This is a genomic window from Enterobacter cloacae complex sp. P2B, assembly GCF_014895985.1.
Taxonomy (GTDB): Bacteria; Pseudomonadota; Gammaproteobacteria; order Enterobacterales; family Enterobacteriaceae; genus Enterobacter; species Enterobacter bugandensis.
Map to the genome: position 1 here is coordinate 62,437 of NZ_JADBQQ010000010.1, position 26,058 is coordinate 88,494.

The following is a 26,058-nucleotide window of genomic DNA, read 5'->3' on the forward strand; positions in this document are numbered from 1 at the left end:
TGAACGATTCAGTGCCAGATTTCACAGCATCAGAACAGGGTCCGGCTACCTCTGCCGCCTCATTAACAATAAACCTCGGGCCGCAAGCCTAAGCGTAAACAGAAGAAGGGGTGTTTTATGTCATCCGATTTCAAGATCAAAGTTCAAAGCTTTGGTCGTTTCCTCAGCAACATGGTGATGCCAAATATCGGCGCGTTTATCGCGTGGGGTATTATCACCGCATTGTTCATTCCGACAGGGTGGTTGCCTAACGAAACGCTGGCGAAACTTGTTGGCCCAATGATTACCTATCTCCTGCCGCTGCTCATCGGTTATACCGGTGGTCGTCTGGTGGGCGGTGACCGTGGTGGCGTCGTGGGTGCCATCACAACCATGGGCGTGATCGTCGGTGCGGATATGCCGATGTTCCTCGGTGCGATGATTGCCGGTCCTCTGGGCGGCTGGGCGATTAAGAAATTCGACGTCTGGGTTGATGGCAAGATCAAGTCCGGCTTCGAAATGCTGGTGAACAACTTCTCTGCGGGCATCATCGGGATGATCCTCGCGATTCTGGCGTTCCTCGGCATTGGTCCGGCTGTTGAAGTGCTGTCCAAACTGCTGGCAGCGGGCGTTAACTTCATGGTGGCGCACGACATGCTGCCACTGGCGTCTATCTTCGTTGAACCGGCGAAAATCCTGTTCCTGAACAACGCCATTAACCACGGTATCTTCTCGCCGCTGGGTATTCAGCAGTCTCACGATCTCGGTAAGTCCATCTTCTTCCTGATTGAAGCGAACCCGGGTCCGGGTATGGGCGTTCTGCTGGCGTACATGTTCTTTGGTCGCGGCAGCGCGAAGCAGTCTGCTGGCGGCGCGGCTATCATCCACTTCCTGGGCGGTATCCACGAAATTTACTTCCCGTACGTGCTGATGAACCCACGTCTGATCCTGGCCGTTATCCTCGGCGGTATGACTGGTGTGTTCACCCTGAGCGTGCTGGGCGGCGGTCTGGTCTCCCCTGCTTCTCCAGGCTCTATCCTGGCGGTGCTGGCGATGACGCCGAAAGGCGCGTACTTCGCGAACATCGCGGCGATCTGTGCGGCGATGGCGGTCTCCTTCGTGGTCTCTTCTATCCTGCTGAAAACCAGCAAGGTGAAAGAAGACGACGATATCGAAGCGGCAACCCGTCGTATGCACGACATGAAAGCCGAATCCAAAGGTGCGACCCCGCTGGCGGCTGGCGATGTCTCTAACGACCTGAGCCACGTGCGTAAAATCATCGTTGCCTGCGACGCCGGTATGGGTTCCAGCGCAATGGGTGCCGGCGTGCTGCGTAAGAAAGTGCAGGATGCGGGCCTGACCAATATCTCCGTAACCAACAGCGCGATTAACAACCTACCGCCGGACGTTGACCTGGTCATCACGCACCGCGATCTGACCGAGCGCGCTATGCGTCAGGTACCGCAGGCACAGCACATCTCGCTGACCAACTTCCTGGACAGCGGCCTGTACACCAGCCTGACCGAACGTCTGGTTGCCGCGCAGCGTCACGAAGACAACGAAGTGAAAGTGCGCACCAGCCTGCAGGACAGTTTTGACGAAAGCAACGCTCACCTGTTTAAGCTGGGCGCGGAGAACATCTTCCTCGGCCGTACCGCGAGCACCAAAGAAGAGGCGATTCGCTTTGCCGGTGAACAGCTGGTGAAGGGCGGCTACGTTCAGCCAGAATACGTTGACGCGATGCTGGAACGTGAAAAACTGACGCCAACCTACCTGGGTGAATCCATCGCGGTTCCGCACGGTACGGTTGAAGCAAAAGACCGCGTGCTGAAAACCGGCGTGGTGTTCTGTCAGTATCCTGACGGCGTGCGCTTCGGTGAAGAAGAGGACGACATCGCCCGTCTGGTGATTGGTATCGCAGCTCGCAACAACGAGCATATTCAGGTGATTACCAGCCTGACCAACGCGCTGGATGATGAGTCCGTCATCGAGCGCCTGGCACAAACTGAAAGCGTTGAAGAAGTTCTGGCCCTGCTCAACAAATAGCAGCGCCTCTTCCCTCTCCCCTTCGGGGAGAGGGCTAGGGTGAGGGGGAAACGTTCCTCACCCCAGCCCTCTCGGGTAAAAACATTGATGAAGGTTAACACTATGAAAGCATTACATTTTGGCGCAGGTAATATCGGTCGTGGCTTTATCGGTAAACTGCTGGCAGACGCGGGCATTACCCTGACATTCGCCGATGTGAATCAGGTGGTTCTGGATGCCCTGAATGCCCGTCATAGCTATCAGGTTCATGTGGTGGGTGAAAACGAACAGGTTGAAACCGTCTCTGGCGTCAACGCGGTCAGCAGCATCGGCGACGACGTGATTGACCTGATCGCCAGCGTTGATCTGGTGACCACCGCCGTGGGTCCGGTGGTGCTTGAACGTATTGCTCCTGCTGTCGCGAAAGGCCTGACGAAGCGTAAAGCACAGGGCATTGAAACACCGCTGAACATCATCGCCTGTGAAAACATGGTGCGCGGCACCACGCAGCTGAAAGGCCACGTTATGGCGGCCGTGGCTGAGGAAGATAAAGCCTGGGTTGAAGCGCACGTCGGGTTTGTGGATTCCGCTGTAGACCGTATCGTTCCGCCGTCCGAATCCGCCACCAACGATCCGCTGGAAGTCACGGTTGAAACCTTCAGCGAGTGGATCGTCGATAAAACTCAGTTCAAGGGCGCGCTGCCGACCATTCCGGGAATGGAACTCACTGATAACCTGATGGCATTTGTCGAACGCAAACTCTTCACGCTGAACACCGGGCATGCTATAACCGCGTACCTCGGAAAATTGGCCGGTCATCAGACCATTCGCGACGCGATCCTCGATGAGCAGATCCGCGCGGTGGTGAAAGGGGCAATGGAAGAGAGCGGCGCGGTGCTGATCAAACGCTACGGTTTTGATGCTGATAAACACGCAGCATATATCCAGAAAATCCTCGGTCGTTTTGAAAACCCGTATCTGAAAGATGACGTTGAGCGCGTGGGCCGTCAGCCGCTGCGTAAGCTGAGCGCGGGCGACCGCCTGATTAAGCCGCTGCTGGGCACGCTGGAATACGGTCTGCCGCACGCCAACCTGGTGAAAGGAATTGTTGCCGCGATGCACTACCGCAGCGAGCAGGATCCGCAGGCGATTGAGCTGGCTCAGCTGATTGATGACAAAGGCGCGCAGGCTGCGCTGGCGCAGATTTCCGGTCTGGACGCCAGCAGCGACGTGGTTGCGGAGGCGGTTAACGCATACAACGCAACCAAATGATGCAGAATCCGGCGCAGGTAAACCTGCGCCCGAATAACAGATTGTCAGATATGCAGGCAATAATGGAACAAACCCAGGCCTTTGAAAATCGTGTGCTTGAGCGTCTGAATGCTGGCAAAACCGTACGAAGTTTCCTGATTGCCGCCGTCGAGCTGTTAACCGAGGCGGTGAATATCCTGGTGCTTCAGGTGTTTCGCAAAGACGACTACGCGGTAAAGTACGCTGTAGAACCGTTACTGGACGGAGACGGACCGCTGGGCGATCTGTCGGTGCGTCTGAAGCTGATTTATGGTCTTGGCGTGCTCAACCGCCAGGAGTATGAAGACGCTGAACTGTTAATGGCGCTGCGCGAAGAGCTCAATCATGACGGTAATGAGTACACTTTTACCGATGATGAAATCCTGGGGCCGTTCGGCGAGCTGCACTGCGTCACCGCCCTGCCTCCTGCTCCCCATTTTGATAACAGCGACCCTGAACTGTACGCGATGCAAAAGCAGCGCTATCAACAGGTTGTCCGTTCCACTATGGTCCTCTCCCTGACTGAGCTGATTTCTAAAATCAGCTTAAAAAAAGCGTTTCAGAAGTAAGCCCGTTCACATTGGTGTATCCTTCCCTGTAATTCCCCCGATTTAGAGTCAATTGTCATGAAAGAAGTCGAAAAGAACGAAATTAAACGCCTGAGCGACCGTCTGGATCTGATCCGTCACCAGATGGCTGGCCTGTCTCTGGTTGATTCCGCCGAGAAATATGCCGAGCTGGAAAAAGAGACCGCGAAGCTGGAAGCGGAGATTGAGCGCCTGCGCGAAGTGAAAGGCCAGAAGCTGAGCAAAGAAGCGCAGAAGCTGATGAACATGCCGCACCGCCGCGCGATCACCAAAAAAGAGCAGGCCGACATGGGCAAGCTGAAGAAAAGCGTCCGTGGTCTGGTGGTGGTTCACCCGATGACCGAGCTTGGCCGCGAAATGGGCCTGAAAGAGATGACGGGTTTTTGTAAGACCGCATTCTGATTTCATGCCGGGTGGCGCTGCGTTTACCCGGCCAACTCTTTTCCGCTTCGCGTGAATTGGTCCAACCAATAGCGCAATCAATCCTCCCCCGGTTCACAATTCCATTATTTGCGCTCACAAAACCATTGCCACTCCATAACATCTGGTTAACCATTCATTGTCATTAACCCTACAACACAATATTGGCAGGACCACTTTTACACAGCTTGTGACGCAGAGTTGAGCGGAGACTCACCCGCAGCACAGGCTGTCTGGTCCCCAGGAGACCTGCATGAGCCTCTGGCAACAAAACTACGACCCGGCCGGCAATATCTGGCTGTCGAGCCTGATCGCATCGCTACCGATCCTGTTCTTCTTCTTTGCGCTGATTAAGCTCAAGCTGAAGGGCTACCTTGCCGCGACGTATACCGTTGCCATCGCCCTGCTGGTGGCGCTGTTCTTCTACAAGATGCCGGTCGACCGCGCGCTGGCCTCCGTCGTCTACGGTTTCTTCTACGGCCTGTGGCCGATTGCGTGGATCATCATCGCCGCGGTCTTTGTCTATAAAATCTCGGTAAAGACCGGGCAGTTCGACATCATTCGTTCGTCGATTCTCTCCATCACGCCTGACCAGCGCCTGCAGATGCTGATTGTCGGCTTCTCCTTCGGGGCGTTTCTGGAAGGCGCGGCAGGTTTTGGCGCACCGGTGGCGATCACCGCCGCGCTGCTGGTCGGGTTGGGCTTTAACCCGCTCTACGCCGCTGGCCTGTGCCTGATTGTGAACACCGCACCGGTGGCGTTTGGCGCGATGGGGATTCCTATTCTGGTGGCCGGACAGGTGACCGGGCTGGACAGCTTTGAGATCGGCCAGATGGTTGGCCGCCAGCTGCCGTTCCTGACCATTATTGTCCTCTTCTGGATCATGGCGATTATGGACGGCTGGCGCGGCGTGAAGGAGACCTGGCCTGCGGTGATGGTGGCAGGCGGCTCGTTCGCGATTGCCCAGTATCTCAGCTCAAACTTCCTCGGCCCGGAACTGCCGGACATTATCTCTTCCCTGGTGTCGCTGGTCTGCCTGACGCTGTTCCTGAAACGCTGGCAGCCGGTGCGTATCTTCCGCTTTGGGGACATGGGCGCGTCGCATGTGGATCAGACCCTCGCCCGCACGGGCTATACCGCAGGACAGATCGTCCGCGCCTGGTCGCCGTTCCTGTTCCTGACCGCCACCGTGACGCTGTGGAGCATACCGCCGTTTAAAGCGCTGTTCGCTCCCGGCGGCGCGCTGTACGACATGGTGATTAACATCTCCGTGCCGTTCCTCGACAAGATGGTTGCCCGTATGCCGCCGGTCGTGCACGACGCCACCCCGTATGCGGCAGTGTTTAAGTTTGACTGGTTCTCCGCCACCGGTACGGCCATCCTGTTTGCGGCACTCCTTTCCGTGGTGTGGCTGCGCATGAAGCCTGCCGCCGCGGTGCAGACTTTTGCGGCAACGATTAAAGAGCTGATGCTGCCGATCTACTCCATCGGCATGGTGCTGGCGTTCGCGTTTATCTCGAACTACTCCGGCCTGTCGTCGACGCTGGCATTAGCGCTGGCCCACACCGGACACGCGTTCACCTTCTTCTCGCCGTTCCTCGGCTGGCTGGGGGTGTTCCTGACGGGTTCAGATACCTCGTCTAACGCCCTGTTTGCTGCCCTGCAGGCGACGGCTGCGCAGCAGATTGGCGTGTCGGACGTGCTGCTGGTCGCCGCGAACACCACCGGCGGCGTGACCGGCAAAATGATCTCCCCGCAGTCCATCGCCATTGCCTGTGCGGCGGTGGGACTGGTGGGCAAAGAGTCGGACCTGTTCCGCTTTACCGTGAAACACAGCCTGATATTCACCTGCATGGTGGGCGTGATCACCACCCTGCAGGCCTATGTCTTAACCTGGATGATCCCATGATAGTGATGCCCAGACGCCTATCCGACGAGATTGCCTCTCGCGTGCGGGCGCTGATTGAAGAACAACAGCTGGAAGCGGGCATGAAATTGCCCGCCGAGCGCCAGCTTGCCGCCCGGCTTGGCGTATCGCGTAACTCACTTCGCGAGGCGCTGGCGACGCTGGTCAGCGAAGGCGTACTGGTGAGCCGTCGCGGCGGCGGCACCTTTGTGCGCTGGCAGCATGATGACTGGTCCGAGCAAAACATCGTGCAGCCGCTGAAGACGCTGCTGGAAAACGACCCGGACTACAGCTTCGACATTCTTGAAGCGCGTCACGCCATCGAAACCAGTACCGCATGGCACGCAGCGATGCGGGCAACCGAAGCCGACAAAGAGAAGCTCAAAGCCTGCTTCGAGACCACGCTAAGCAGCGACCCGGACATCGCCTCCCAGGCGGACGTGCGCTTCCATCTGGCAATCGCCGAGGCGTCGCACAACGTGGTGCTGCTCCAGACCATGCGCGGGTTCTTCGACCTGCTGCAATCCTCCGTGAAGCAGAGCCGCCAGCGCATGTATCTGGTCCCGCCGGTCTTTGCCCAGCTGACCGAACAGCACGAGGCGGTGCTCAACGCCATTCTGGCCGGCGATGCCGAAGCCGCGCGCAAGGCGATGATGGCGCATCTCGGCTTCGTGCACACCACCATTAAACGATTTGATGAAGACCAGGCCCGACAGGCGCGTATTACCCGTCTGCCTGGCGAAAGTGATATTTCCAGGGAGAACAAAGCATGATTATTTCAGCAGCCAGTGACTACCGCGCCGCGGCGCAGCGCATTTTGCCGCCGTTCCTGTTCCACTACATCGACGGTGGGGCGTATGCCGAATACACCCTGCGCCGCAACGTGGAGGATCTGTCAGAAGTGGCCCTGCGCCAGCGCGTGCTGAAGAATATGTCTGACCTGAGCCTTGAGACGAAACTGTTCAACGAAACGCTCTCCATGCCCGTCGCGCTCGCGCCCGTCGGCTTATGCGGCATGTACGCCCGCCGGGGCGAAGTGCAGGCCGCCGCCGCGGCAGATGCCAAAGGCATTCCGTTTACCCTCTCTACCGTGTCCGTCTGCCCGATTGAAGAAGTCGCGCCGACCCTCAAGCGCCCGATGTGGTTCCAGCTGTACGTCCTGCGCGATCGCGGCTTTATGCGTAACGCCCTGGAGCGCGCTAAAGCGGCGGGCTGCTCCACGCTGGTCTTTACCGTTGATATGCCGACCCCGGGCGCGCGCTACCGCGATGCGCACTCCGGCATGAGCGGCCCGAACGCCGCGATGCGCCGTTACTGGCAGGCGGTAACGCATCCACAGTGGGCGTGGGATGTGGGTCTGAACGGCCGTCCGCACGATCTGGGGAATATCTCGGCCTATCTCGGTAAACCGACCGGGCTGGAGGATTACATCGGCTGGCTGGCGAACAATTTCGATCCGTCGATCTCGTGGAAAGACCTGGAGTGGATCCGCGAATTCTGGGATGGCCCGATGGTGATCAAAGGGATCCTCGACCCGGAAGATGCCCGCGACGCGGTGCGTTTTGGCGCGGATGGAATTGTGGTCTCTAACCACGGCGGACGCCAGCTCGACGGCGTGCTCTCTTCCGCCCGCGCCCTGCCGGCCATTGCCGATGCGGTGAAAGGCGATATTGCCATTCTGGCCGACAGCGGCATCCGCAACGGGCTGGACGTGGTGCGCATGATTGCCCTGGGTGCCGACAGCGTGCTGCTGGGCCGCGCATATCTTTACGCCCTGGCGACGGCCGGTCAGGCGGGCGTGGCAAATCTGCTAAACCTGATCGAGAAAGAGATGAAGGTGGCGATGACCCTGACCGGCGCGAAGTCGATCAGTGAAATCAGCAAGGATTCGCTGGTGCAGGAGCTGAGTAAACTGCCGGCGGCGCTGGCTCCGCTGTCACATGGCGACGCGGCCTGATCCTCTCCCGTTACCCCACCTTTCCCATGCGTCCGATTTCCCCCTCGGGCGCTTTTTTTGTTGAAAATAACACCTGCGTAACATTCTGGATAAGAAAATTTGACACATCCCTCCCGTTCGCAATTGTATAGACAAGCAAATACAAGAACACAAAAACAACATCACATCGGAGGGGAGCGTATGACCTATTCAGGTAAGGTGGATATTCAGCAGGTGATCGACGAGAGTCCTTTTTCAGGGTTTCACTGGCTTCTTATCGTGCTGGGCTTTCTGGTTCTGGCGATCGATGGTTTTGATACGGCAGCGATGGGCTACATCGCGCCCACGCTGTCGGCAGAATGGGGGATCCATAAGCAGGATTTGGGGCCAGTGCTGAGTGCGGCGCTGCTGGGGCTGTCGCTGGGAGCCCTTGTTGCAGGTCCGGTATCGGACCGGATGGGACGCAAGCGCGTGCTGGTCTTTTCGTGCCTGTTCTTCGGCCTGGCGAGCCTGGGGACGGCCTGGGCGCAAAGCCTGAATACCCTGACGCTGTGGCGCTTTCTGACGGGTCTCGGGCTCGGCGCCGCGATGCCAAACGCCATCACGCTGATCTCAGAGTTCGCCCCCCAGCGCTGCCGCGCCATGGCGATTAATACCATGTACTGCGGCTTCCCTCTGGGCGCTGCGGGCGGCGGGGCGATCTCTTCCTGGCTTATTCCCCACCACGGCTGGCGAAGCGTGCTGCTGACCGGCGCGATTGCGCCGCTGATTTTAACCGTGCTGCTGGCGCTGCTGCTGCCGGAATCGGTGAAGTTTCTGGTGCAGCGCGGGAAAGACGTCGCGCAGGTTCGCCGCATTGCCAGCCGGTTCAGCCGCAGCACGCTGGAGAGCGTTACGGGCTTTTTCCTGGCGGAAGAGAAAACCGCGTCTAAAAAAGGAAGCGTGGGGCAGCTGTTTTCCATGCCCTGGCTACCCGGCACCCTGATGCTGTGGGTGACTTATTTTATGGGGCTGGTGATTTACTACGTCCTGCTTAGCTGGATGCCGACGCTGATGCAGGGGATGGGTTATGCCCTGGCGGAATCCGCCTGGCTCACCTCGCTGTTTACCTTCGGCGGCACCGCAGGCATTCTGCTCGCGGGCTGGATGATGGACCGCTGGGAAGCGCACAAGGTGGTCGCAGGTGGTTTTGTGCTGACGATGGGCCTGATTCTTTTGCTTGGCCTTGAGCATAACCATATCGCCCTGTTTGGCGGGCTGATTTTCCTGATGGGGATCGCGATGAACGGCGCGCAGTCGGGCATGCAAACCCTCGCGGCCACCTTTTACCCTACCGAGTGCCGCGCGACGGGCATCGCCTGGATGCAGGGGATCGGCCGCTTTGGCGGCGTGGCGGGCACCATGACCAGCGCCCAGCTTCTTTCCATGCAGTGGCAGGCAGACAGTATTTTAATGATCCTCAGCGTACCCGCCCTGCTGGCCGCGGCGGCAACCGTCTACAAAATGCTGTACAGCCGCTCGCAGGAACCCGGCGTCGCGTAGTTCCTCTCTTTTCTGCTATTCTGCCCCCGCAATTAAGGGGGCAGCATGCTTAACATCGTTTTATTCGAACCAGAAATTCCGCCGAACACCGGCAATATCATCCGCCTGTGCGCCAACACCGGTTTTCGTCTGCACATCATCGAGCCGATGGGCTTTACGTGGGACGACAAACGCCTGCGCCGCGCGGGGCTGGATTACCATGAATTTACCGCCGTGGTTCGCCATCACGATTACGCCGCGTTTCTGGAAGCAGAGAGGCCGCAGCGCATGTTCGCCCTGACCACCAAAGGCACGCCAGCGCACAGCGCCGTGAGCTATCAGGAGGGTGACTATCTGATGTTTGGCCCGGAAACCCGCGGCCTGCCGGCCACGATCCTCGATGCCCTGCCCGCTGAGCAGAAAATCCGTATTCCGATGATGCCGGACAGTCGCAGCATGAACCTGTCGAACGCGGTGTCGGTGGTAGTGTATGAAGCCTGGCGCCAGCTGGATTACCCGGGCGCCATTCTCAGAAGTTAAATGCCGTCACCATACTCGAAGGTATGGTGAATGCCGTTGAAGTGCTGATCCATATCCATCGACGGCTTATCGCTGTCTGGCTTACCAACGATGCGCGCCGGTACGCCAGCGGCGGTGGTGTGCGGTGGCACGGGCTGGAGCACAACCGACCCCGCGCCAATCTTCGCGCCGCGCCCGACTTCGATATTGCCGAGGATTTTAGCCCCCGCGCCAATCATCACCCCTTCACGAATTTTCGGATGGCGATCGCCGCTGGTTTTTCCGGTACCGCCCAGGGTAACCGACTGCAGGATCGAGACGTCGTCTTCAATCACCGCCGTTTCCCCGACAACGATACCGGTGGCGTGGTCGAGCATGATCCCGCGGCCAATCTTCGCCGCCGGGTGAATATCAACCTGAAACGTCACGGAAACCTGGTTTTGCAGGAAGATCGCCAGCGCGCGGCGGCCTTCATTCCATAGCCAGTGGCCAATGCGGTACGCCTGCAGGGCGTGGAAGCCTTTCAGGTACAGCAGCGGCGTAGAGTATTTATCCACTGCCGGGTCACGGGTGCGCACGGCCTGGATATCACAGGCGGCAGACGCAATCATTTCCGGGTCAGCGGCGTAAGCCTCTTCCACCACCTCACGAATCGCAATCGCGGGCATGATCGAGGACGCCAGCTTGTTGGCGAGCATATAGCTCAGGGCGCTGCCGAGGTTTTCGTGCTTGAGTAGCGTTGCGTGGTAGAAACTGGCCAGCATAGGCTCACAGTCGGCCAGCGCCCGGGCTTCGGCTTTAATGTTATTCCAGACGATATCCAGTTCTTCACACGGCATTGCTTACTCCAGACGATAGTTAATGACCAGCCAGTTCTGCGCTGGCTGGGTCATTCAGGTGACAACGGTTCCGACTAGTTACTGCTGCGCTCGTCCTTGCGCGCACGACCTAATAAGGTCAATGCTGCCTCGCGCGCATTTTTTCCGCAATACAATACCTGATAAATTTCCTCGGTTATTGGCATTTCGACACCGAAACGGTGCGCCAACTCGCGGACTTCTTTGGTATTGCGGTAGCCTTCAACCACCTGGCCAATCTTCTCCTGCGCCTCTTTCACATCGCTGCCCTGTCCGAGCATCATGCCAAAGCGGCGGTTACGAGACTGGTTGTCGGTACAGGTCAGCACCAGATCGCCCAGGCCCGCCATCCCCATAAAGGTGGCCGGATCGGCACCCAGCGCTTCGCCCAGACGGGACATCTCGGTTAAGCCGCGGGTAATCAACGCCGTACGCGCGTTGGCGCCAAAGCCAATACCGTCAGACATCCCGGCCCCAATGGCAATCACGTTCTTCACCGCGCCACCCAGCTGCACGCCGATAAAATCGGGGTTGCTGTAGACGCGGAAGCTCTTGCCGCAGTGCAGCAGTTGCTGGAGATCGTCGGAGAAGGCCTGATCGGTGGATGCCAGCGAGATCGCCGTCGGCAGGCCCGCAGCCAGCTCTTTGGCAAAGGTCGGCCCGGAGATGACCGCCAGCGGGATCTCATCCCCCAGCGCTTCGCGGGCAACGTCCTGCAGCAGACGTCCGGTTTCCGCTTCCAGCCCTTTGGTCGCCCAGACGATACGCGCATCCTGGCGCATCAGCGGCTTGATCTGATTCAGCACGTCGCCAAAGACATGGCTTGGCACCACAATCAAAATGTTGCGGCTGGCCGCCAGCGCGGTTGCAAGATCGCTTTCCAGGTGCAGGGTGTCAGGGAACGGAACATCCGGGAGAAACGCCACATTGCAACGGTCGCGCTGCAGCGTGGCGATATGTTTTGGATCGTGGCCCCACAGGACCACGTCGTGACCATTTCTTGCCAGCGTGATGGCAAGAGCGGTGCCGTATGAGCCGGCACCGATCACAGTCATTGACGCATTAACAGTGCTCATCAGGCATCCTGATGTTGTTCGGCACCTTCGCCAGCCTGCTGCTGCAGATAGTTCATGAACAGCGCATCAAAGTTCACTGGCGCAAGGTTCAGTTGCGGGAATGTACCGCGAGAAACCAGGCTGGTGATGCATTCACGGGCATACGGGAACAGGATGTTCGGGCAGTATGCACCCAGGCAATGCGCCATCTGGTTGCCTTCGATGCCGCCGATGGAGAAGATACCGCCCTGCTGTACTTCGCACAGGAATGCAGTTTCTTCGCCCAGAGAGGCGGTCACGGTCACACGCAGTACGACTTCATACACGTCATCCGCCAGCTGGGTGGATGCGGTATCCAGATCAAGTTTAACCTCTGGCTGCCAGTCTTTCTGGAAAACGTGCGGCGCATTTGGCGCTTCGAAAGAGACATCCTTGGTGTAGATACGCTGGATCTGGAAAGTCATTTCGGTGTTGTTTTGTTCTGACATGGAAATACCCTTTTTAATTGTCCTAAAGTCTCTTAGCTCAGCAGCGGATCGAGTCCACCACGGGCGTCGAGCGCATACAAGTCATCACAGCCGCCAATGTGCTGCGCATCAATAAAAATCTGCGGAACCGTCGTACGACCACTACGTTGGATCATCTCTTCGCGTTTGATCGCGTCACCGTCAATCGGCAGTTCCTGGAACGTGACGCCTTTGCTGCTCAGCAGCGCTTTCGCACGGTGGCAGAACGGGCACGTCGCTTTGGTGTAGATCTCAATATTGGCCATGACTGAACTCCTTATTTACCGCGAACCAAAGGAAGATTTTCCCCGCTCCAGCCGGAAATCCCTTCTTTCAGTACCGTTACGTTTTCGAAGCCCGCTTTGTAAAGCGCGCTGGCAGATTCCTGCGCCTGCATACCGGTCGCATCCACAACGATAATGGGCTGGGCTTTGTGTTTCTCAAGCTCACCAACGTTGTTGGCTTTGATTTCAGCTGGCAACAGGTTGATTGCGCCGGCAATGTGACCTTTACGGAAATCGTCACGCTGACGCAGATCGACAACGACGGCATCTTCTTTGTTAATCAGACGCGTCGCTTCACCACGGGTGATAACCTTAATCTTAGACGTCAGGCTCTTAAATGTGGTGAACAGCACAGCAGCCAGCAGGCCAATCCACGCGATGCTCAGTACCGGATGGCGGCTAACGAATTGCATAATTTCTTGCATGGAGGGTAACTACTCCCGACTAAGTGATAAAAAAACCAGGACAGGAGTATACCTGTGCGTTCTGGCAAATACAGCCAGCGACCATAACCTAATCCATTTTCTGCGGCATGCCACCTAAAAAAATGCCTCAAAATGGTCCGGTCAGCATCTTGCCCCCGCATTTTCTTTGATCTTCTGCGGCTATTTGATCGATTCAGCTGTAGTAAAATTACGCAAATTTTGACTCTTGAGCATGAGGTTATTGCAATGTCGGTTTCTAAAAAACCTATGGTACTGGTGATTCTGGATGGCTATGGCTACCGTGAAGATAGCCAGGATAACGCTATTTTCAACGCAAAAACCCCGGTCATGGATGCACTGTGGGCAAAACGTCCGCATACCCTGATTGACGCATCCGGTCTGGAAGTGGGCCTGCCGGATCGCCAGATGGGCAACTCCGAAGTTGGCCACGTTAACCTCGGCGCGGGTCGTATCGTGTATCAGGATCTGACCCGTCTGGACGTCGAAATCAAAGAACGCACCTTCTTCGCTAACCCGGTTCTCTGCGGTGCGGTAGATAAAGCCGTTGCGGCAGGTAAAGCGGTGCACATCATGGGTCTGCTCTCCGCAGGCGGCGTGCACAGCCACGAAGATCACATCATGGCGATGGTTGAACTGGCCGCTGAACGCGGTGCGGAAAAAATCTACCTGCACGCCTTCCTGGACGGTCGCGACACGCCACCGCGCAGCGCAGAAGGGTCCCTGAAAGCTTTCGAAGACAAATTCACTGCGCTGGGCAAAGGCCGCGTGGCCTCCATCATTGGCCGTTACTACGCTATGGACCGCGACAACCGCTGGGATCGCGTTGAACAGGCCTATGACCTGATGACCCTGGCAAAAGGGGAATTCCAGTTCCCGACTGCGGTTGAAGCACTTGAAGCCGCTTACGCGCGTGATGAAAACGATGAATTCGTAAAAGCGTCCGTGATTCGCGCGGAAGGCCAGGCCGATGCCGCAATGGAAGATGGCGACGCGCTGATCTTCATGAACTTCCGCGCTGACCGCGCGCGCGAAATCACCCGTGCGTTCGTCAACAGCGACTTCGACGGTTTCGCCCGTAAAAAAGTGGTGAACATCGACTTCATCCAGCTGACCGAATACGCGGCAGATATCAAAGCGCCGTGCGCTTACCCACCAGCCTCGCTGGCTAACACCTTCGGCGAGTGGATGGCGAAGAACGACAAAACCCAGCTGCGTATCTCCGAAACTGAGAAGTATGCGCACGTGACCTTCTTCTTTAACGGCGGCGTTGAAGAGCCGTTCAAAGGCGAAGAGCGCATTCTGATCAACTCGCCGAAAGTTGCGACTTACGATCTGCAGCCAGAGATGAGCTCTGCGGAATTGACTGAAAAATTGGTCGCGGCCATCGAAAGCGGCAAGTACGACACCATCATTTGTAACTACCCGAACGGCGACATGGTCGGCCATACCGGCGTAATGGAAGCGGCAGTGAAGGCGGTTGAAGCGCTGGACCACTGCGTTGAGCAGGTTGCGAAAGCGGTTGAGTCCGTTGGCGGCCAGCTGCTGATCACCGCTGACCACGGTAACGCCGAGCAGATGCGCGACCCGGCAACCGGTCAGGCGCACACCGCCCATACCAACCTGCCTGTTCCACTGATTTATGTGGGTGATAAATCACTGAAAGCAGTAGAAGGCGGCAAGCTTTCCGACATCGCGCCAACCATGTTGTCGCTGATGGGTATGCCGATCCCTGAAGAGATGACTGGTAAGCCGCTGTTCATCGTGGAATAATCGCTCCCCATGAGGGGAAAGGCGATTTTTTCAATCACATGGGTCGTGAAGCCGCTTAGGCTATCAGTCAGACCTCTGCTTTGCGCCAGCGCACTCAGCGCTGGCGTATTGCTGTGCGCCGCATCCGCCCACGCGGATGACCGCGACCAGCTGAAATCCATTCAGGCCGATATCGCCGCCAAAGAGCGTGCGGTACGCCAGCAGCAACAGCAGCGCGCCACCCTGCTCGCCCAGCTTAAGCAGCAGGAAGAGGCCATCTCCGCTGCCGCACGTAAACTCCGTGAAACGCAAAACACCCTCACCCAGTTGAACAAACAGATCGACGAGATGAATGCGTCGATTGCCAAACTGGAGCGCCAGCGTGACGCGCAGGAGCGCAACCTCGCAGCACAGCTGGATGCCGCATTCCGCCAGGGTGAGCATACCGGACTCCAGCTGATCCTCAGCGGTGAAGAGAGCCAGCGCGGCCAGCGTCTGCAGGCCTATTTCGGCTATCTGAACCAGGCGCGTCAGGAGACCATTGCACAGCTGAAGCAGACGCGTGAAGAGGTTTCCACCCAAAAAGCGGAGCTGGAAGAGAAGCAGAGCCAGCAGCAGACGTTGCTCTACGAACAAAAAGCGCAGCAGGCGAAACTTGAGCAGGCCCGTAACGAACGCAAGAAAACGCTGTCGGGTCTTGAGTCCTCCATTCAGGCAGGACAGAGCCAGCTGAGCGAAATGCGCGCCAACGAATCAAAACTGCGTAACAGCATTGCCCGTGCGGAAGCCGCAGCGAAGGCGCGCGCCGAAAAAGAGGCCCGCGAGGCGCAGGCGGTTCGCGACAAGCAGCAGGAAGCCTCCCGGAAAGGGACCACCTACAAGCCAAGCGAAAGCGAACGCTCCCTGATGTCGCGTACCGGCGGTCTGGGTTCCCCGCGCGGTCAGGCCTACTGGCCCGTTCGCGGCACTATTCTGCATCGCTATGGCGAACAGCTGCAGGGTGAGCTACGTTGGAAAGGGATCGTTATCGGTGCGTCTGAAGGTAGCGAAGTGAAAGCCATCGCCGATGGCCGCGTGATTCTGGCCGACTGGCTGCAGGGTTACGGGCTGGTGGTGGTGGTCGAGCATGGTAAAGGCGACATGAGTCTTTACGGCTACAACCAGAGCGCGCTGGTCAGCGTCGGCACCCAGGTGCGCGCCGGCCAACCCATCGCCCTTGTGGGCAGCAGTGGCGGTCAGGGCCGCCCGTCACTCTATTTCGAAATTCGTCGTCAGGGTCAGGCGGTCAATCCACAGCCGTGGTTGGGAAGATAAGTTTTGCTTCAATTTCGTCGAATGGTTCTCTCCGTCGTCAGCGCACTGGCGCTGGCTGCACCGGTATATGCAGGTAAACTCGCCATCGTGATTGATGACTTCGGTTATCGACCACACTATGAAAATCAGGTGCTGGCGATGCCGTCAGCCATCTCCGTCGCCGTCCTGCCGAATGCGCCACACGCGCATGAAATGGCGACCAAAGCGCACAATAGCGGCCACCAGGTCCTCATCCATCTGCCGATGGCACCGCTCAGCAAGCAGCCGCTGGAAAAAGACACCCTGCGCCCGGATATGAGCAGCGATGAGATCGAGCACATCATCCGCGACGCCTACAACAAGGTGCCGTATGCCGTGGGTCTGAACAACCATATGGGTAGCGCGATGACCTCCAGCCTGTACGGTATGCTGAAGGTGATGCAGGCGCTGGAGCGTTACAATCTCTATTTCCTCGACAGCATGACCATTGGCAACAGCCAGGCGATGCGTGCCGCTCAGGGTACGGGGGTGAAGGTGATCAAGCGCAAAGTCTTCCTGGACGACTCCCAGAACGAAGCGGATATCCGCGTGCAGTTCAACCGCGCGGTACAGCTGGCGCGCCGTAACGGTTCGGCGATTGCCATCGGGCACCCGCATCCGTCTACCGTTCGCGTTTTGCAGCAAATGCTGCCGACCTTACCCGCCGATATCACGCTGGTACGCCCGAGCGATCTGCTCAATGAACCGCAGGTAGACACGTCTCGTCCGGAGAGCGCTCAACCTCCGGCAACGCAGCCGCGTAATCCGTTCCGCGGCGTGAAGAACTGCGCGCTGAAAAAGCCGCTCGAGCCGGTGCATGCAACCCGCTTCTTTGCGGTCATCAGCGAAAGCGTGGGCCAAAGTACGCTGGTGCAGTACTTCCAGCACCAGTGGCAGGGATGGGGTAAAAAAGTCTCAGCGAACCAATCCCAGTGACAGGCGATTAAGGTAGAAAGATGCCACAGCGACACAAAATTCTGCTCCTCGATACCGGTAAAGAGTGGGGAGGAGGCACCAACAGCATGCTCGAGCTTCTGAAGCGGATTAACCGCGAGAAGTTCGATATTACCTGTTGTTTTTACAGTGATTACAGCCGGGCCGAAGGACAAACCATCGGCCAGGTGTTGAACGGCATTGGCATCCCGTTAATTGTCATTCCGCAGCAAAAGCAGCCCGGATGGGCGAAGGTTGCGAAAGAGCTGGGCCGCAGCCTGCTATTTTTCTCGCGCAGCGCCCGCAAGGTATTTACCCGACATATTGATACGCTCTGGCGCATCCGGCCCAACGTCAGCAAGATCGAGACGATTTTCAGGGAAGGCGGTTTCGATACGCTGTACATGAACAATCAGCCGGGCTCTAACGAAGAGGGTTATCTGGCGGGCGCGAACCTGCATGCGCGGATAATTCAGCATTGCCGGATTGAACCGGTGCTGACCCCGCCGCTGGTGAAGCTGGTGAATGCCCACGCCACAAAAATCATCGCGGTTTCGCACGGCGTTGAACGCGTGTTGCTTCAGCATGGCGTCCGGCCCGAGCTGTGTACCACGGTCAACAACGCCATCGACATCCACCAGCCTTTACCCGACCGACGCGCCATGCGCCAGCGTCTGAACATCGATGACGACACCTTTGTGTTCGGTAGCATTGGGTCGCTTATCCCTCGCAAGTCCAACCACCATACTCTGGAGGCGCTGGCCCAGTTCAGCCAGAAGCACCCGCAGGCAAAATGGAAGATGGTGCTGGTCGGTGAAGGGGCTGAACGCGGCGCGCTGACGGCGCAGGCTGACGCGCTGGGGATTGCTGAGCACATCATTTTTACCGGTTTCCAGAACACGCCTTTTGACTATCTCGCCACCTTTGACGCGTTTATTCTGGCTTCGAAGAGCGAAGGTTTGCCCCGCGTCGTGCTGGAGGCAATGCTGCTGAATATTCCGGTGATTGGCTCAAAGGTAACCGGCACGGCAGAATTGATCGACCATGAGTCGACCGGGCTGCTGTTCCCGTGGAGCGATGTGTCGCAACTTGCTCAACATCTGGATAATATCTGGCAGGATCCTGCTCTGCGCGCCCGGCTCGCCGCAGCCGCGCACCAGAATGTCTGCAACGTGTATGCCATTGAAAGCTATGTTAACGGTGTCGAGGCCGTTCTTGGCGCGCAATAACCAAACGAGAAGAACATGTTTAAATTCCTGAATGCTCGCTACCGCCACATTACCGGGCGTCATAACATTCCGTACGCTTCCCTTCCGGTCACGCGCGATCTCGTTGCGGTTGATTCCATCGTGATCCCTTGTACGGGCGCGGATTTCGTCGAAGAGGCGTTATTATCAGCGACCTTTGCAGAGCGTTACGCCACCGACGTCAGCGAGATTGTTATCGTCAGCGATCAGCCTGAATCCGCTTTCGGCGAGCTGCCGCCAAAAACCCGCGTTGTGACCCTCACGCTGCCAAAACGTGAAGAGGGGTACCGCTATAAGCAAATCTACCTCAGCCGTCTGGTGAAGCTTAACGCTCCGCTTCAGGCGCGCGGAGAAGGCGTATTGATGATCGACTCCGATCTCAACCTGCTGAAGATGCCCCAGATCAACATGGCCGATATGCACATCTACTCCAGCTTCCGTCAGGGCAAAATGATCGCCAAGCTGGACGGCGCCCCCGCAGAAAAAGTGCCGGCCTATTACAAAGAAACGGTGCGCCCGTATCTGATCGATCACGTTAACGGCGCGTTTCTTGCCGCAACCAAAAAGACCTGGCGTCGCATCTGCCCGCTGTGGCTGACGCTGTTCCAGGATACCTGGGAACTGATGGACGATACCCAGCCGCCGACCGATCAGCTGCCGCTCGCTGCGCTGCTGGACATGCTGGATGTTAAAACGGTTAACCTGGGCGACTGGATGAACTGGCCGGTCTCCAAGAAGATCGGCGGTCAGGAAGCGGTTGTGCCGAAAGAGGTGATTGGCGCGCACGGGGGTTTCCCGCTTTCCGAATGGCAGAAGTATCTGGAATCGCCGGATAACAAATTGCTGTTCAAAGGGCAGGACTATACCCGCAAGGTGCGCTACCTGACGGATGAAGAGAAAAAGAATCAGTAAAAAAGGGGGCCTGAGGCCCCTTTTTGTTTACTTATCCCAGCTCAGGATCACTTTCCCTGACTGGCCGGAACGCATCGCGTCGAAGCCCTGCTGGAACTCATCGATGGAGAAACGGTGAGTGATAATCGGGGACAGATCCAGGCCGGACTGGATCAGCGCTGCCATCTTGTACCAGGTTTCGAACATCTCGCGGCCATAGATGCCCTTGATGAACAGCCCTTTGAAGATGACTTTGTTCCAGTCGATGGACATATCTGACGGCGGAATGCCCAGCATCGCGATACGGCCACCGTGGTTCATAGTGTCCAGCATGGTGCGGAACGCCGGCGGCGCGCCGGACATCTCCAGGCCTACGTCAAAGCCTTCGGTCATACCCAACTCTTCCATCACGTCGGTCAGGCTCTCTTTCGAAACATCCACCGCACGGGTGACGCCCATTTTGCGCGCCAGCGACAGGCGGTATTCGTTCACGTCGGTGATCACCACGTTGCGCGCGCCCACGTGCTTCGCCACGGCTGCCGCCATAATGCCGATTGGGCCGGCGCCGGAGACCAGCACGTCTTCACCGACCAGGTCGAAGGAGAGCGCGGTGTGTACCGCGTTGCCGAACGGGTCGAAGATGGAGGCCAGATCGTCAGAGATATTATCCGGGATTTTGAAGGCGTTAAACGCCGGGATCACCAGGTATTCCGCGAAGCAGCCCGGACGGTTTACGCCCACGCCGACGGTGTTGCGGCACAGGTGGGTGCGACCGCCACGGCAGTTGCGGCAGTGACCGCAGGTAATATGGCCTTCACCAGAGACGCGATCGCCAATGCTAAAGCCTTTGACTTCCTGGCCGATGCCGACCACTTCACCAACATATTCGTGACCGACAACCATTGGGACAGGAATGGTTTTTTGCGACCACTGATCCCAGTTGTAGATGTGAACGTCAGTACCGCAGATGGCGGTTTTACGAATTTTGATCAGCAGATCGTTATGACCGACTTCCGGCTCCGGCACGTCGGTCATCCAAATCCCTTCTTCCGCTTTCAGTTTGGATAACGCTTTCATCACACGTCCTCAGGCAATTACGCCCAGCTGTTTGCCGATGCGGGTAAAGGCTTCCACCGCACGCTCAATTTGTTCAGGCGAATGCGCCGCAGACATCTGGGTGCGGATACGCGCCTGACCTTTTGGTACCACCGGGAAGAAGAACCCGGTGACGTAAATCCCTTCTTTCTGCAGCTCACGGGCAAACTGCTGCGCCACAACTGCGTCGCCCAGCATCACCGGAATGATCGCGTGATCAGCGCCGGCCAGGGTGAACCCTGCGGCGCTCATTTTTTCGCGGAACAGACGGGCGTTTGCCCACAGGCGGTCGCGCAGCTCGGCGCCGGACTCCACCATCTCCAGCACTTTGATGGAGGCGGCCACAATGGCCGGCGCCAGGGAGTTGGAGAACAGGTACGGGCGGGAGCGCTGACGCAGCCACTCAACCACCTCTTTACGCGCAGCGGTATAACCGCCGGACGCGCCGCCGAGCGCTTTGCCCAGCGTACCGGTGATGATGTCCACGCGGCCCATCACGTCACAGTATTCGTGGGAGCCGCGGCCGTTTTCGCCGACAAAACCGACCGCGTGGGAGTCATCGACCATCACCAGCGCGTCGTATTTATCCGCCAGGTCGCACACGCCTTTCAGGTTGGCGATCACGCCGTCCATGGAGAACACGCCGTCGGTCGCGATCAGTACATGGCGGGCACCCGCGTCGCGTACCTCTTTGAGCCGCGCTTCCAGCTCAGCCATATCGTTGTTGGCGTAGCGGAAACGCTTCGCTTTACACAGGCGAACACCGTCGATAATGGAGGCGTGGTTCAGGGCATCGGAGATAATCGCATCTTCTGCGCCGAGCAGGGTTTCAAACAGACCGCCGTTGGCGTCGAAGCAGGAGGAGTACAGAATCGCGTCTTCCATTCCGAGGAAGTTTGCCAGCTTTTGCTCAAGCTGCTTGTGGCTATCCTGGGTACCGCAGATGAAGCGCACGGAGGCCATGCCGAAGCCGTGGGTGTCCATGCCGTTTTTCGCGGCGGCAATCAGCTCAGGGTGATTCGCAAGACCTAAGTAGTTGTTCGCGCAAAAGTTGATCACATGGCTGCCGTCGGCAACGGTGATGTCCGCCTGCTGGGCAGACGTGATAATACGCTCTTCTTTGAACAACCCTTCCGCACGTGCGGTGTCGAGGTCGCTGTTTAACTGTTTGTAAAAATCACCACGCATTGCAATTCTCCAGACTCGGCAAATTTTGGCACATATTACCCAAACCTATAGTTCATGACGAGATGACGCCGTATCTCTTCTCGTTTTTGCAGCATAAATCACGTGTACCCCTGCTGCATATCGGTGAATGGCTGAAGACCGGGCATTGTGATGATATGATATGAATATTAGCGTCCGGGATTGTCCCCGGGCTCAACACTTCAAAGGTTACAGTTATGATCATCGTTACCGGCGGCGCGGGCTTTATCGGCAGCAACATTATTAAGGCCCTCAATGATAAGGGCATCACCGACATTCTGGTGGTGGACAACCTGAAAGACGGCACCAAGTTCGTTAACCTGGTGGATCTGAACATCGCTGACTACATGGATAAAGAAGACTTCCTTATCCAGATTATGGCGGGTGAAGAGTTCGGCGAGATCGAAGCCATCTTCCACGAAGGCGCGTGCTCTTCCACCACCGAGTGGGACGGCAAGTACATGATGGATAACAACTATCAGTACTCTAAAGAGATCCTGCACTACTGCCTGGAGCGTGAAATTCCGTTCCTGTACGCCTCTTCCGCGGCAACCTACGGCGGGCGCACCTCGGACTTCATCGAATCCCGCGAATACGAGCAGCCGCTGAACGTCTACGGCTACTCCAAGTTCCTGTTTGACGAGTACGTGCGTCAGATCCTGCCGGAAGCGAACTCACAGATCGTCGGCTTCCGCTACTTCAACGTCTATGGGCCGCGCGAAGGCCACAAAGGCAGCATGGCGAGCGTGGCGTTCCACCTGAACACCCAGTTGAATAACGGTGAAAGCCCGAAACTGTTCGAAGGCAGCGACGGCTTCAAGCGTGACTTCGTCTACGTAGGCGACGTTGCAGCCGTAAACCTGTGGTTCCTGGAAAACGGCGTCTCCGGCATTTTCAACCTGGGCACGGGCCGCGCGGAATCCTTCCAGGCGGTGGCAGACGCGACGCTGGCATACCATAAGAAAGGCAGCATCGAGTACATTCCGTTCCCGGATAAGCTGAAGGGCCGTTACCAGGCGTTCACGCAGGCCGACCTGACCAACCTGCGCGCAGCAGGTTATGACAAGCCGTTCAAGACCGTTGCCGAAGGCGTAACGGAATATATGGCCTGGCTGAACCGCGACGCATAAGTATGAAGATTCTGGTGATCGGCCCGTCATGGGTGGGCGACATGATGATGTCGCAAAGTCTCTATCGCACGCTCAAGGCGCGTTATCCCCAGGCGATAATCGACGTGATGGCACCCGCATGGTGCCGTCCGCTGTTATCGCGTATGCCGGAAGTAAACGAGGCGATCCCGATGCCACTCGGCCACGGGGCGCTGGAAATCGGCGAACGCCGCAAGCTCGGTCATAGCCTGCGCGAGAAGCGCTATGACCGTGCGTACGTGTTGCCAAACTCCTTTAAATCCGCCCTCGTACCTTTCTTTGCGGGCATTCCGCACCGTACCGGCTGGCGCGGCGAAATGCGCTACGGTCTGCTGAACGACGCGCGGGTGCTGGATAAAGCGGCCTGGCCGCTGATGGTGGAGCGCTACGTGGCGCTGGCCTACGACAAAGGGGTGATGCGCAGCGCGAAAGACCTGCCGCAGCCGCTGCTGTGGCCGCAGCTTCAGGTGAACGAGGGGGAGAAATCCCACACCTGCAACGCGTTTGCCCTTTCGTCCGAACGCCCAATGATTGGCTTCTGCCCCGGCGCCGAGTTTGGCCCGGCAAAACGCTGGCCGCACTACCACTACGCCGAACTGTCGAAACAGCTGATCGACGAGGGCTACCAGATTGTGCTGTTTGGCTCGGCGAAGGATCACGAGGCGGGCAACGAAATTCTCGCCACGCTGAGCACCGAGCAACAGGCCTGGTGCCGCAACCTGGCTGGAGAAACGCAGCTTGAGCAGGCCGTTATCCTGATTGCCGCCTGTAAGGCCGTGGTCAGCAATGACTCTGGCCTGATGCACGTCGCCGCCGCGCTGGATCGTCCGCTGGTTGCGCTGTATGGCCCAAGCAGCCCGGACTTCACGCCGCCGCTGTCACACAAGGCGCGCGTAATCCGTTTGATCACCGGCTACCACAAGGTACGCAAAGGCGATGCCGCTGAAGGTTACCATCAGAGCCTGATCGACATAACGCCGCAGCGCGTTCTCGAAGAGCTCAACGAACTGCTGTTGAGCGAAGAAGGATAACGGATGCGGGTATTGATCGTTAAAACCTCCTCAATGGGCGATGTTCTGCATACGCTGCCGTCGCTGACGGACGCCATGCGGGCCATCCCCGGCATCCGTTTTGACTGGGTGGTGGAAGAAGGCTTCGCGCAGATCCCCACCTGGCATGAAGCGGTTGACCGCGTGATCCCGGTCGCGATTCGCCGCTGGCGCAAAGCGTGGTTCTCCGCGCCGATTAAAGCCGAGCGTAAAGCCTTCCGTGAAACGGTGCAGGCGCAGCGTTACGACGCGATTATCGACGCGCAGGGGCTGGTGAAAAGCGCGGCGCTGGTCACGCGTCTGGCGCACGGCGTAAAGCACGGCATGGACTGGCACACCGCCCGCGAACCGCTGGCGAGTCTGTTCTATAACCGTCGCCACCACATCGCAAAGCAGCAGCACGCCGTAGAACGCACCCGCGAACTGTTTGCGAAAAGCCTCGGCTATGCGAAACCGGAAGCGCAGGGCGACTACGCCATTGCGCAGCACTTTTTGCGCAATACAGATCCCTGTGCTCAGCCTTATCTTGTCTTTCTGCATGCCACAACGCGCGACGATAAGCACTGGCCGGAAACACACTGGCGAAGGCTGATTGAACTAATGCAACCCTCCGGCATCCATATTAAACTCCCGTGGGGCGCTGAGCATGAGCGGCAGCGTGCGGCGCGTCTGGCAGCAGGCTTTTCCCACGTCGAGGTGTTACCCAAACTCACGCTGGCGCAGGTTGCCGCAGAGCTGGCAGGCGCTAACGCCGTTGTTTCCGTGGATACGGGTTTAAGCCATTTAACCGCGGCGCTGGATCGCCCAAATATCACCCTTTTTGGCCCGACCGATCCCGGCCTGATCGGGGGCTATGGCAAAAACCAGCATCAGATGGTCAGCCCGACTCAGCAAACGAAGGATATCAGCGCAGATGCGATTTTTTCATTTTTACAGGGCAGCCGTTGGCTTTCCAACAGGGATATTTAACCCATGAGTTACGTATTTCTGCTGATTTTACTCTTTCCGGTGAAGCTTATCCGGAAGCTGTTGCGCAAAGAGACAGGGAAAAACCTGGTCATTCAGACAGCCAAAATCGGTGATTTTGTTAATGCAACGCCTCTTCTGGCCTGGCTGCAAAAAAGCGACGTGCTCATCAGCCGCAGCGTAGGTGCGCTGGCGAAGCACGACGAGACGGTCGAAGAGATTTATTTTATTGAGCAGCATAAGCGTAACCTGTGGCGTAAGCTCTGTTTCGCCTGCAGGATCATGAACCGCTATGACAACGTCTACCTTCTGCAGCCTAACAGCGTGAATCTTTTTTTCGCCTCCGTTTGTAACGCCAAAAACAAGCAATTCTTAAGCACTTACACGCGCAGGTGGTATCACGGGATTTTCTATTCAACGGCCGATGGTACGGTTGACCACGGTAGAAAAACGTTAACAGTCACTAACTATCTTAAGCTGGCCGACCGCGCTCTGACCTGGCAAGACTCTCCAAAGCACGCCACAAAGCCACTGTTTAAACCCGCGACTTATCCGGCGATCCTTGATAAACCCGGCGTGATCCGCATTGGCATCAGTATCGCCGCCGGGAATAAAGCCAAAACCGTTCCGCCTGTCATCTGGAAGCAAATTGCCGATCGTCTCGCCGACCTGCCCTGCGAGTTTTATGTCTTTGGCGCCCCGAATGAACAGTCCTGGATGGATGACATCACCCGCGCTTACGGTGAACTGCCCAACTTTATTAATCTGATTGGCAAGATCTCGCTTGAAGAGCTTCCGTGGGCAATTTCTAAAATGGATTGTTATATCGCCTCCGACTCGGGGAATGTCTACATCGCCGATGCGGTTGGCGTGCCGGTCGTCTTACTGTTCGGTCCGTGCTGTCACTACGAGCAGCGCCCGCTTGGCAACGTGTTGCTGATTGGCAACGATGACAATATTTGCTCGTATGTTTTTGAAACTCGTTATTATTTCTCGCAAGGCCGGGAAGAACTCTTCGCGGTAACAGATGAATCGCTGGACGAACTTAAACATTTCATTTGCGGGCTACCAACAGCAAAATCTGCCTTTGATGCTCAGGGAAACTAATTAC

25 protein-coding genes are annotated in these 26,058 nt (G+C 57.5%); 18 read left to right on the forward strand and 7 right to left on the reverse strand.

From position 1 onward, the window contains the following. The first annotated feature begins 117 nt into the window (after positions 1-117). The 9 genes from IM313_RS09165 to trmL all read left to right on the forward strand — a co-directional run bounded on the left by IM313_RS09165 (position 118) and on the right by trmL (position 10,204). Positions 118-2,025: a PTS mannitol transporter subunit IICBA gene (locus tag IM313_RS09165; protein WP_028015047.1), complete on the forward strand. Its 1,908-nt coding sequence runs from the start codon at positions 118-120 to the stop codon at positions 2,023-2,025. A gap of 102 nt (positions 2,026-2,127) precedes the next feature. Continuing rightward, positions 2,128-3,276, forward strand: a complete 1,149-nt coding sequence (mtlD, locus tag IM313_RS09170) for a mannitol-1-phosphate 5-dehydrogenase (RefSeq protein ID WP_192971811.1) — start codon at positions 2,128-2,130, stop codon at positions 3,274-3,276. Continuing rightward, positions 3,273-3,863, forward strand: coding sequence for a mannitol operon repressor MtlR (mtlR, locus tag IM313_RS09175; protein WP_192971812.1), 591 nt, complete (start codon positions 3,273-3,275; stop codon positions 3,861-3,863). Before mtlD ends, mtlR begins: the two co-directional genes overlap by 4 nt. 57 nt (positions 3,864-3,920) lie before the next feature. Next, complete coding sequence (locus IM313_RS09180; protein ID WP_008502724.1) at positions 3,921-4,283, forward strand: YibL family ribosome-associated protein; 363 nt, start codon at positions 3,921-3,923, stop codon at positions 4,281-4,283. 271 nt (positions 4,284-4,554) lie between these two features. Then, on the forward strand, positions 4,555-6,210 hold the full coding sequence (lldP, locus tag IM313_RS09185; RefSeq protein ID WP_192971813.1) for an L-lactate permease: 1,656 nt from the start codon (positions 4,555-4,557) through the stop codon (positions 6,208-6,210). After that, positions 6,207-6,980, forward strand: a complete 774-nt coding sequence (gene lldR, locus IM313_RS09190; protein WP_192971814.1) for a transcriptional regulator LldR — start codon at positions 6,207-6,209, stop codon at positions 6,978-6,980. Before lldP ends, lldR begins: the two co-directional genes overlap by 4 nt. Continuing rightward, positions 6,977-8,164 (forward strand): quinone-dependent L-lactate dehydrogenase, encoded by a 1,188-nt coding sequence (gene lldD, locus IM313_RS09195; RefSeq protein ID WP_045630252.1) that lies wholly within the window; start codon positions 6,977-6,979, stop codon positions 8,162-8,164. Before lldR ends, lldD begins: the two co-directional genes overlap by 4 nt. Positions 8,165-8,344: 180 nt before the next feature. Beyond that, positions 8,345-9,685, forward strand: coding sequence for an aromatic acid/H+ symport family MFS transporter (locus IM313_RS09200; RefSeq protein ID WP_192971815.1), 1,341 nt, complete (start codon positions 8,345-8,347; stop codon positions 9,683-9,685). 45 nt (positions 9,686-9,730) lie between these two features. Then, complete coding sequence (gene trmL, locus IM313_RS09205) at positions 9,731-10,204, forward strand: tRNA (uridine(34)/cytosine(34)/5-carboxymethylaminomethyluridine(34)-2'-O)-methyltransferase TrmL (protein WP_192971816.1); 474 nt, start codon at positions 9,731-9,733, stop codon at positions 10,202-10,204. On the opposite strand, the gene cysE is transcribed toward trmL, so the two are convergent. The 5 genes from cysE to IM313_RS09230 all read right to left on the reverse strand — a co-directional run bounded on the left by cysE (position 10,201) and on the right by IM313_RS09230 (position 13,310). Then, a complete protein-coding gene (gene cysE, locus IM313_RS09210; protein WP_008502718.1) occupies positions 10,201-11,022 on the reverse strand; it encodes a serine O-acetyltransferase in 822 nt (273 codons plus the stop codon). The two genes, trmL and cysE, sit on opposite strands and share 4 nt — an antisense overlap. A gap of 74 nt (positions 11,023-11,096) precedes the next feature. Continuing rightward, the gene (gene gpsA / locus IM313_RS09215) at positions 11,097-12,116 is read right to left on the reverse strand and encodes an NAD(P)H-dependent glycerol-3-phosphate dehydrogenase (protein WP_059357133.1); all 1,020 of its coding nucleotides are present in this window, start codon (positions 12,114-12,116) and stop codon (positions 11,097-11,099) included. Beyond that, positions 12,116-12,583, reverse strand: a complete 468-nt coding sequence (gene secB / locus IM313_RS09220) for a protein-export chaperone SecB (RefSeq protein ID WP_003860835.1) — start codon at positions 12,581-12,583, stop codon at positions 12,116-12,118. Before secB ends, gpsA begins: the two co-directional genes overlap by 1 nt. Before the next feature lie 32 nt (positions 12,584-12,615). Next, complete coding sequence (gene grxC / locus IM313_RS09225; protein WP_028015037.1) at positions 12,616-12,867, reverse strand: glutaredoxin 3; 252 nt, start codon at positions 12,865-12,867, stop codon at positions 12,616-12,618. Between the two features lie 11 nt (positions 12,868-12,878). After that, on the reverse strand, positions 12,879-13,310 hold the full coding sequence (locus IM313_RS09230) for a rhodanese-like domain-containing protein (protein WP_014882007.1): 432 nt from the start codon (positions 13,308-13,310) through the stop codon (positions 12,879-12,881). 246 nt (positions 13,311-13,556) lie between these two features. On the opposite strand from IM313_RS09230, the gene gpmM reads away from it, so the two are divergent. From gpmM to IM313_RS09255, 5 genes are read left to right on the forward strand one after another with little or no spacing between them, the layout of a single operon-like run. Then, the gene (gpmM, locus tag IM313_RS09235) at positions 13,557-15,101 is read left to right on the forward strand and encodes a 2,3-bisphosphoglycerate-independent phosphoglycerate mutase (protein WP_192971817.1); all 1,545 of its coding nucleotides are present in this window, start codon (positions 13,557-13,559) and stop codon (positions 15,099-15,101) included. A gap of 33 nt (positions 15,102-15,134) precedes the next feature. Then, a complete protein-coding gene (envC, locus tag IM313_RS09240) occupies positions 15,135-16,394 on the forward strand; it encodes a murein hydrolase activator EnvC (RefSeq protein WP_231940812.1) in 1,260 nt (419 codons plus the stop codon). 3 nt (positions 16,395-16,397) lie between these two features. Continuing rightward, positions 16,398-17,348 carry a divergent polysaccharide deacetylase family protein gene (locus tag IM313_RS09245; protein ID WP_192971818.1) on the forward strand — a complete coding sequence of 317 codons (951 nt, stop codon included), beginning with the start codon at positions 16,398-16,400 and terminating at the stop codon, positions 17,346-17,348. A 20-nt stretch (positions 17,349-17,368) separates the two neighbouring features. Then, positions 17,369-18,574 carry a glycosyltransferase gene (locus IM313_RS09250; protein ID WP_192971819.1) on the forward strand — a complete coding sequence of 402 codons (1,206 nt, stop codon included), beginning with the start codon at positions 17,369-17,371 and terminating at the stop codon, positions 18,572-18,574. A 15-nt stretch (positions 18,575-18,589) separates the two neighbouring features. Continuing rightward, positions 18,590-19,504, forward strand: coding sequence for a hypothetical protein (locus IM313_RS09255; RefSeq protein WP_192971820.1), 915 nt, complete (start codon positions 18,590-18,592; stop codon positions 19,502-19,504). 27 nt (positions 19,505-19,531) lie between these two features. Here the strand turns inward: IM313_RS09255 and tdh are convergent, their stop codons facing one another. Beyond that, positions 19,532-20,560, reverse strand: a complete 1,029-nt coding sequence (tdh, locus tag IM313_RS09260) for an L-threonine 3-dehydrogenase (protein WP_006812404.1) — start codon at positions 20,558-20,560, stop codon at positions 19,532-19,534. Positions 20,561-20,569: 9 nt separating this feature from the next. Beyond that, complete coding sequence (gene kbl, locus IM313_RS09265; RefSeq protein WP_192971821.1) at positions 20,570-21,766, reverse strand: glycine C-acetyltransferase; 1,197 nt, start codon at positions 21,764-21,766, stop codon at positions 20,570-20,572. Positions 21,767-21,981: 215 nt separating this feature from the next. Here kbl and rfaD point away from each other — a divergent pair, with 215 nt between their 5' ends. The 4 genes from rfaD to IM313_RS09285 are packed head-to-tail and all read left to right on the forward strand — an operon-like array spanning position 21,982 to position 26,054. After that, positions 21,982-22,914, forward strand: a complete 933-nt coding sequence (rfaD, locus tag IM313_RS09270) for an ADP-glyceromanno-heptose 6-epimerase (RefSeq protein WP_041911658.1) — start codon at positions 21,982-21,984, stop codon at positions 22,912-22,914. Between the two features lie 2 nt (positions 22,915-22,916). After that, positions 22,917-23,963, forward strand: a complete 1,047-nt coding sequence (gene rfaF / locus IM313_RS09275; protein WP_049001260.1) for an ADP-heptose--LPS heptosyltransferase RfaF — start codon at positions 22,917-22,919, stop codon at positions 23,961-23,963. A 3-nt stretch (positions 23,964-23,966) separates the two neighbouring features. Then, positions 23,967-24,950 (forward strand): lipopolysaccharide heptosyltransferase RfaC, encoded by a 984-nt coding sequence (rfaC, locus tag IM313_RS09280; protein WP_047366919.1) that lies wholly within the window; start codon positions 23,967-23,969, stop codon positions 24,948-24,950. Positions 24,951-24,953: 3 nt separating this feature from the next. Beyond that, entirely contained in the window at positions 24,954-26,054 is a 1,101-nt protein-coding gene (locus IM313_RS09285) for a glycosyltransferase family 9 protein (protein WP_028015028.1), read from the forward strand. The last annotated feature ends 4 nt before the right edge of the window (positions 26,055-26,058 follow it).

What these genes read in the sequence shown, in the direction of transcription:
- IM313_RS09165 (WP_028015047.1), top strand. Translation starts at nt 118, where the DNA reads ATGTCATCCGATTTCAAGATCAAAGTTCAAAGCTTTGGTCGTTTCCTC.
- mtlD (WP_192971811.1), top strand. Translation starts at nt 2,128, where the DNA reads ATGAAAGCATTACATTTTGGCGCAGGTAATATCGGTCGTGGCTTTATC.
- mtlR (WP_192971812.1), top strand. Translation starts at nt 3,273, where the DNA reads ATGATGCAGAATCCGGCGCAGGTAAACCTGCGCCCGAATAACAGATTG.
- IM313_RS09180 (WP_008502724.1), top strand. Translation starts at nt 3,921, where the DNA reads ATGAAAGAAGTCGAAAAGAACGAAATTAAACGCCTGAGCGACCGTCTG.
- lldP (WP_192971813.1), top strand. Translation starts at nt 4,555, where the DNA reads ATGAGCCTCTGGCAACAAAACTACGACCCGGCCGGCAATATCTGGCTG.
- lldR (WP_192971814.1), top strand. Translation starts at nt 6,207, where the DNA reads ATGATAGTGATGCCCAGACGCCTATCCGACGAGATTGCCTCTCGCGTG.
- lldD (WP_045630252.1), top strand. Translation starts at nt 6,977, where the DNA reads ATGATTATTTCAGCAGCCAGTGACTACCGCGCCGCGGCGCAGCGCATT.
- IM313_RS09200 (WP_192971815.1), top strand. Translation starts at nt 8,345, where the DNA reads ATGACCTATTCAGGTAAGGTGGATATTCAGCAGGTGATCGACGAGAGT.
- trmL (WP_192971816.1), top strand. Translation starts at nt 9,731, where the DNA reads ATGCTTAACATCGTTTTATTCGAACCAGAAATTCCGCCGAACACCGGC.
- cysE (WP_008502718.1), bottom strand. Translation starts at nt 11,022, where the DNA reads ATGCCGTGTGAAGAACTGGATATCGTCTGGAATAACATTAAAGCCGAA.
- gpsA (WP_059357133.1), bottom strand. Translation starts at nt 12,116, where the DNA reads ATGAGCACTGTTAATGCGTCAATGACTGTGATCGGTGCCGGCTCATAC.
- secB (WP_003860835.1), bottom strand. Translation starts at nt 12,583, where the DNA reads ATGTCAGAACAAAACAACACCGAAATGACTTTCCAGATCCAGCGTATC.
- grxC (WP_028015037.1), bottom strand. Translation starts at nt 12,867, where the DNA reads ATGGCCAATATTGAGATCTACACCAAAGCGACGTGCCCGTTCTGCCAC.
- IM313_RS09230 (WP_014882007.1), bottom strand. Translation starts at nt 13,310, where the DNA reads ATGCAAGAAATTATGCAATTCGTTAGCCGCCATCCGGTACTGAGCATC.
- gpmM (WP_192971817.1), top strand. Translation starts at nt 13,557, where the DNA reads ATGTCGGTTTCTAAAAAACCTATGGTACTGGTGATTCTGGATGGCTAT.
- IM313_RS09250 (WP_192971819.1), top strand. Translation starts at nt 17,369, where the DNA reads ATGCCACAGCGACACAAAATTCTGCTCCTCGATACCGGTAAAGAGTGG.
- IM313_RS09255 (WP_192971820.1), top strand. Translation starts at nt 18,590, where the DNA reads ATGTTTAAATTCCTGAATGCTCGCTACCGCCACATTACCGGGCGTCAT.
- tdh (WP_006812404.1), bottom strand. Translation starts at nt 20,560, where the DNA reads ATGAAAGCGTTATCCAAACTGAAAGCGGAAGAAGGGATTTGGATGACC.
- kbl (WP_192971821.1), bottom strand. Translation starts at nt 21,766, where the DNA reads ATGCGTGGTGATTTTTACAAACAGTTAAACAGCGACCTCGACACCGCA.
- rfaD (WP_041911658.1), top strand. Translation starts at nt 21,982, where the DNA reads ATGATCATCGTTACCGGCGGCGCGGGCTTTATCGGCAGCAACATTATT.
- rfaF (WP_049001260.1), top strand. Translation starts at nt 22,917, where the DNA reads ATGAAGATTCTGGTGATCGGCCCGTCATGGGTGGGCGACATGATGATG.
- rfaC (WP_047366919.1), top strand. Translation starts at nt 23,967, where the DNA reads ATGCGGGTATTGATCGTTAAAACCTCCTCAATGGGCGATGTTCTGCAT.
- IM313_RS09285 (WP_028015028.1), top strand. Translation starts at nt 24,954, where the DNA reads ATGAGTTACGTATTTCTGCTGATTTTACTCTTTCCGGTGAAGCTTATC.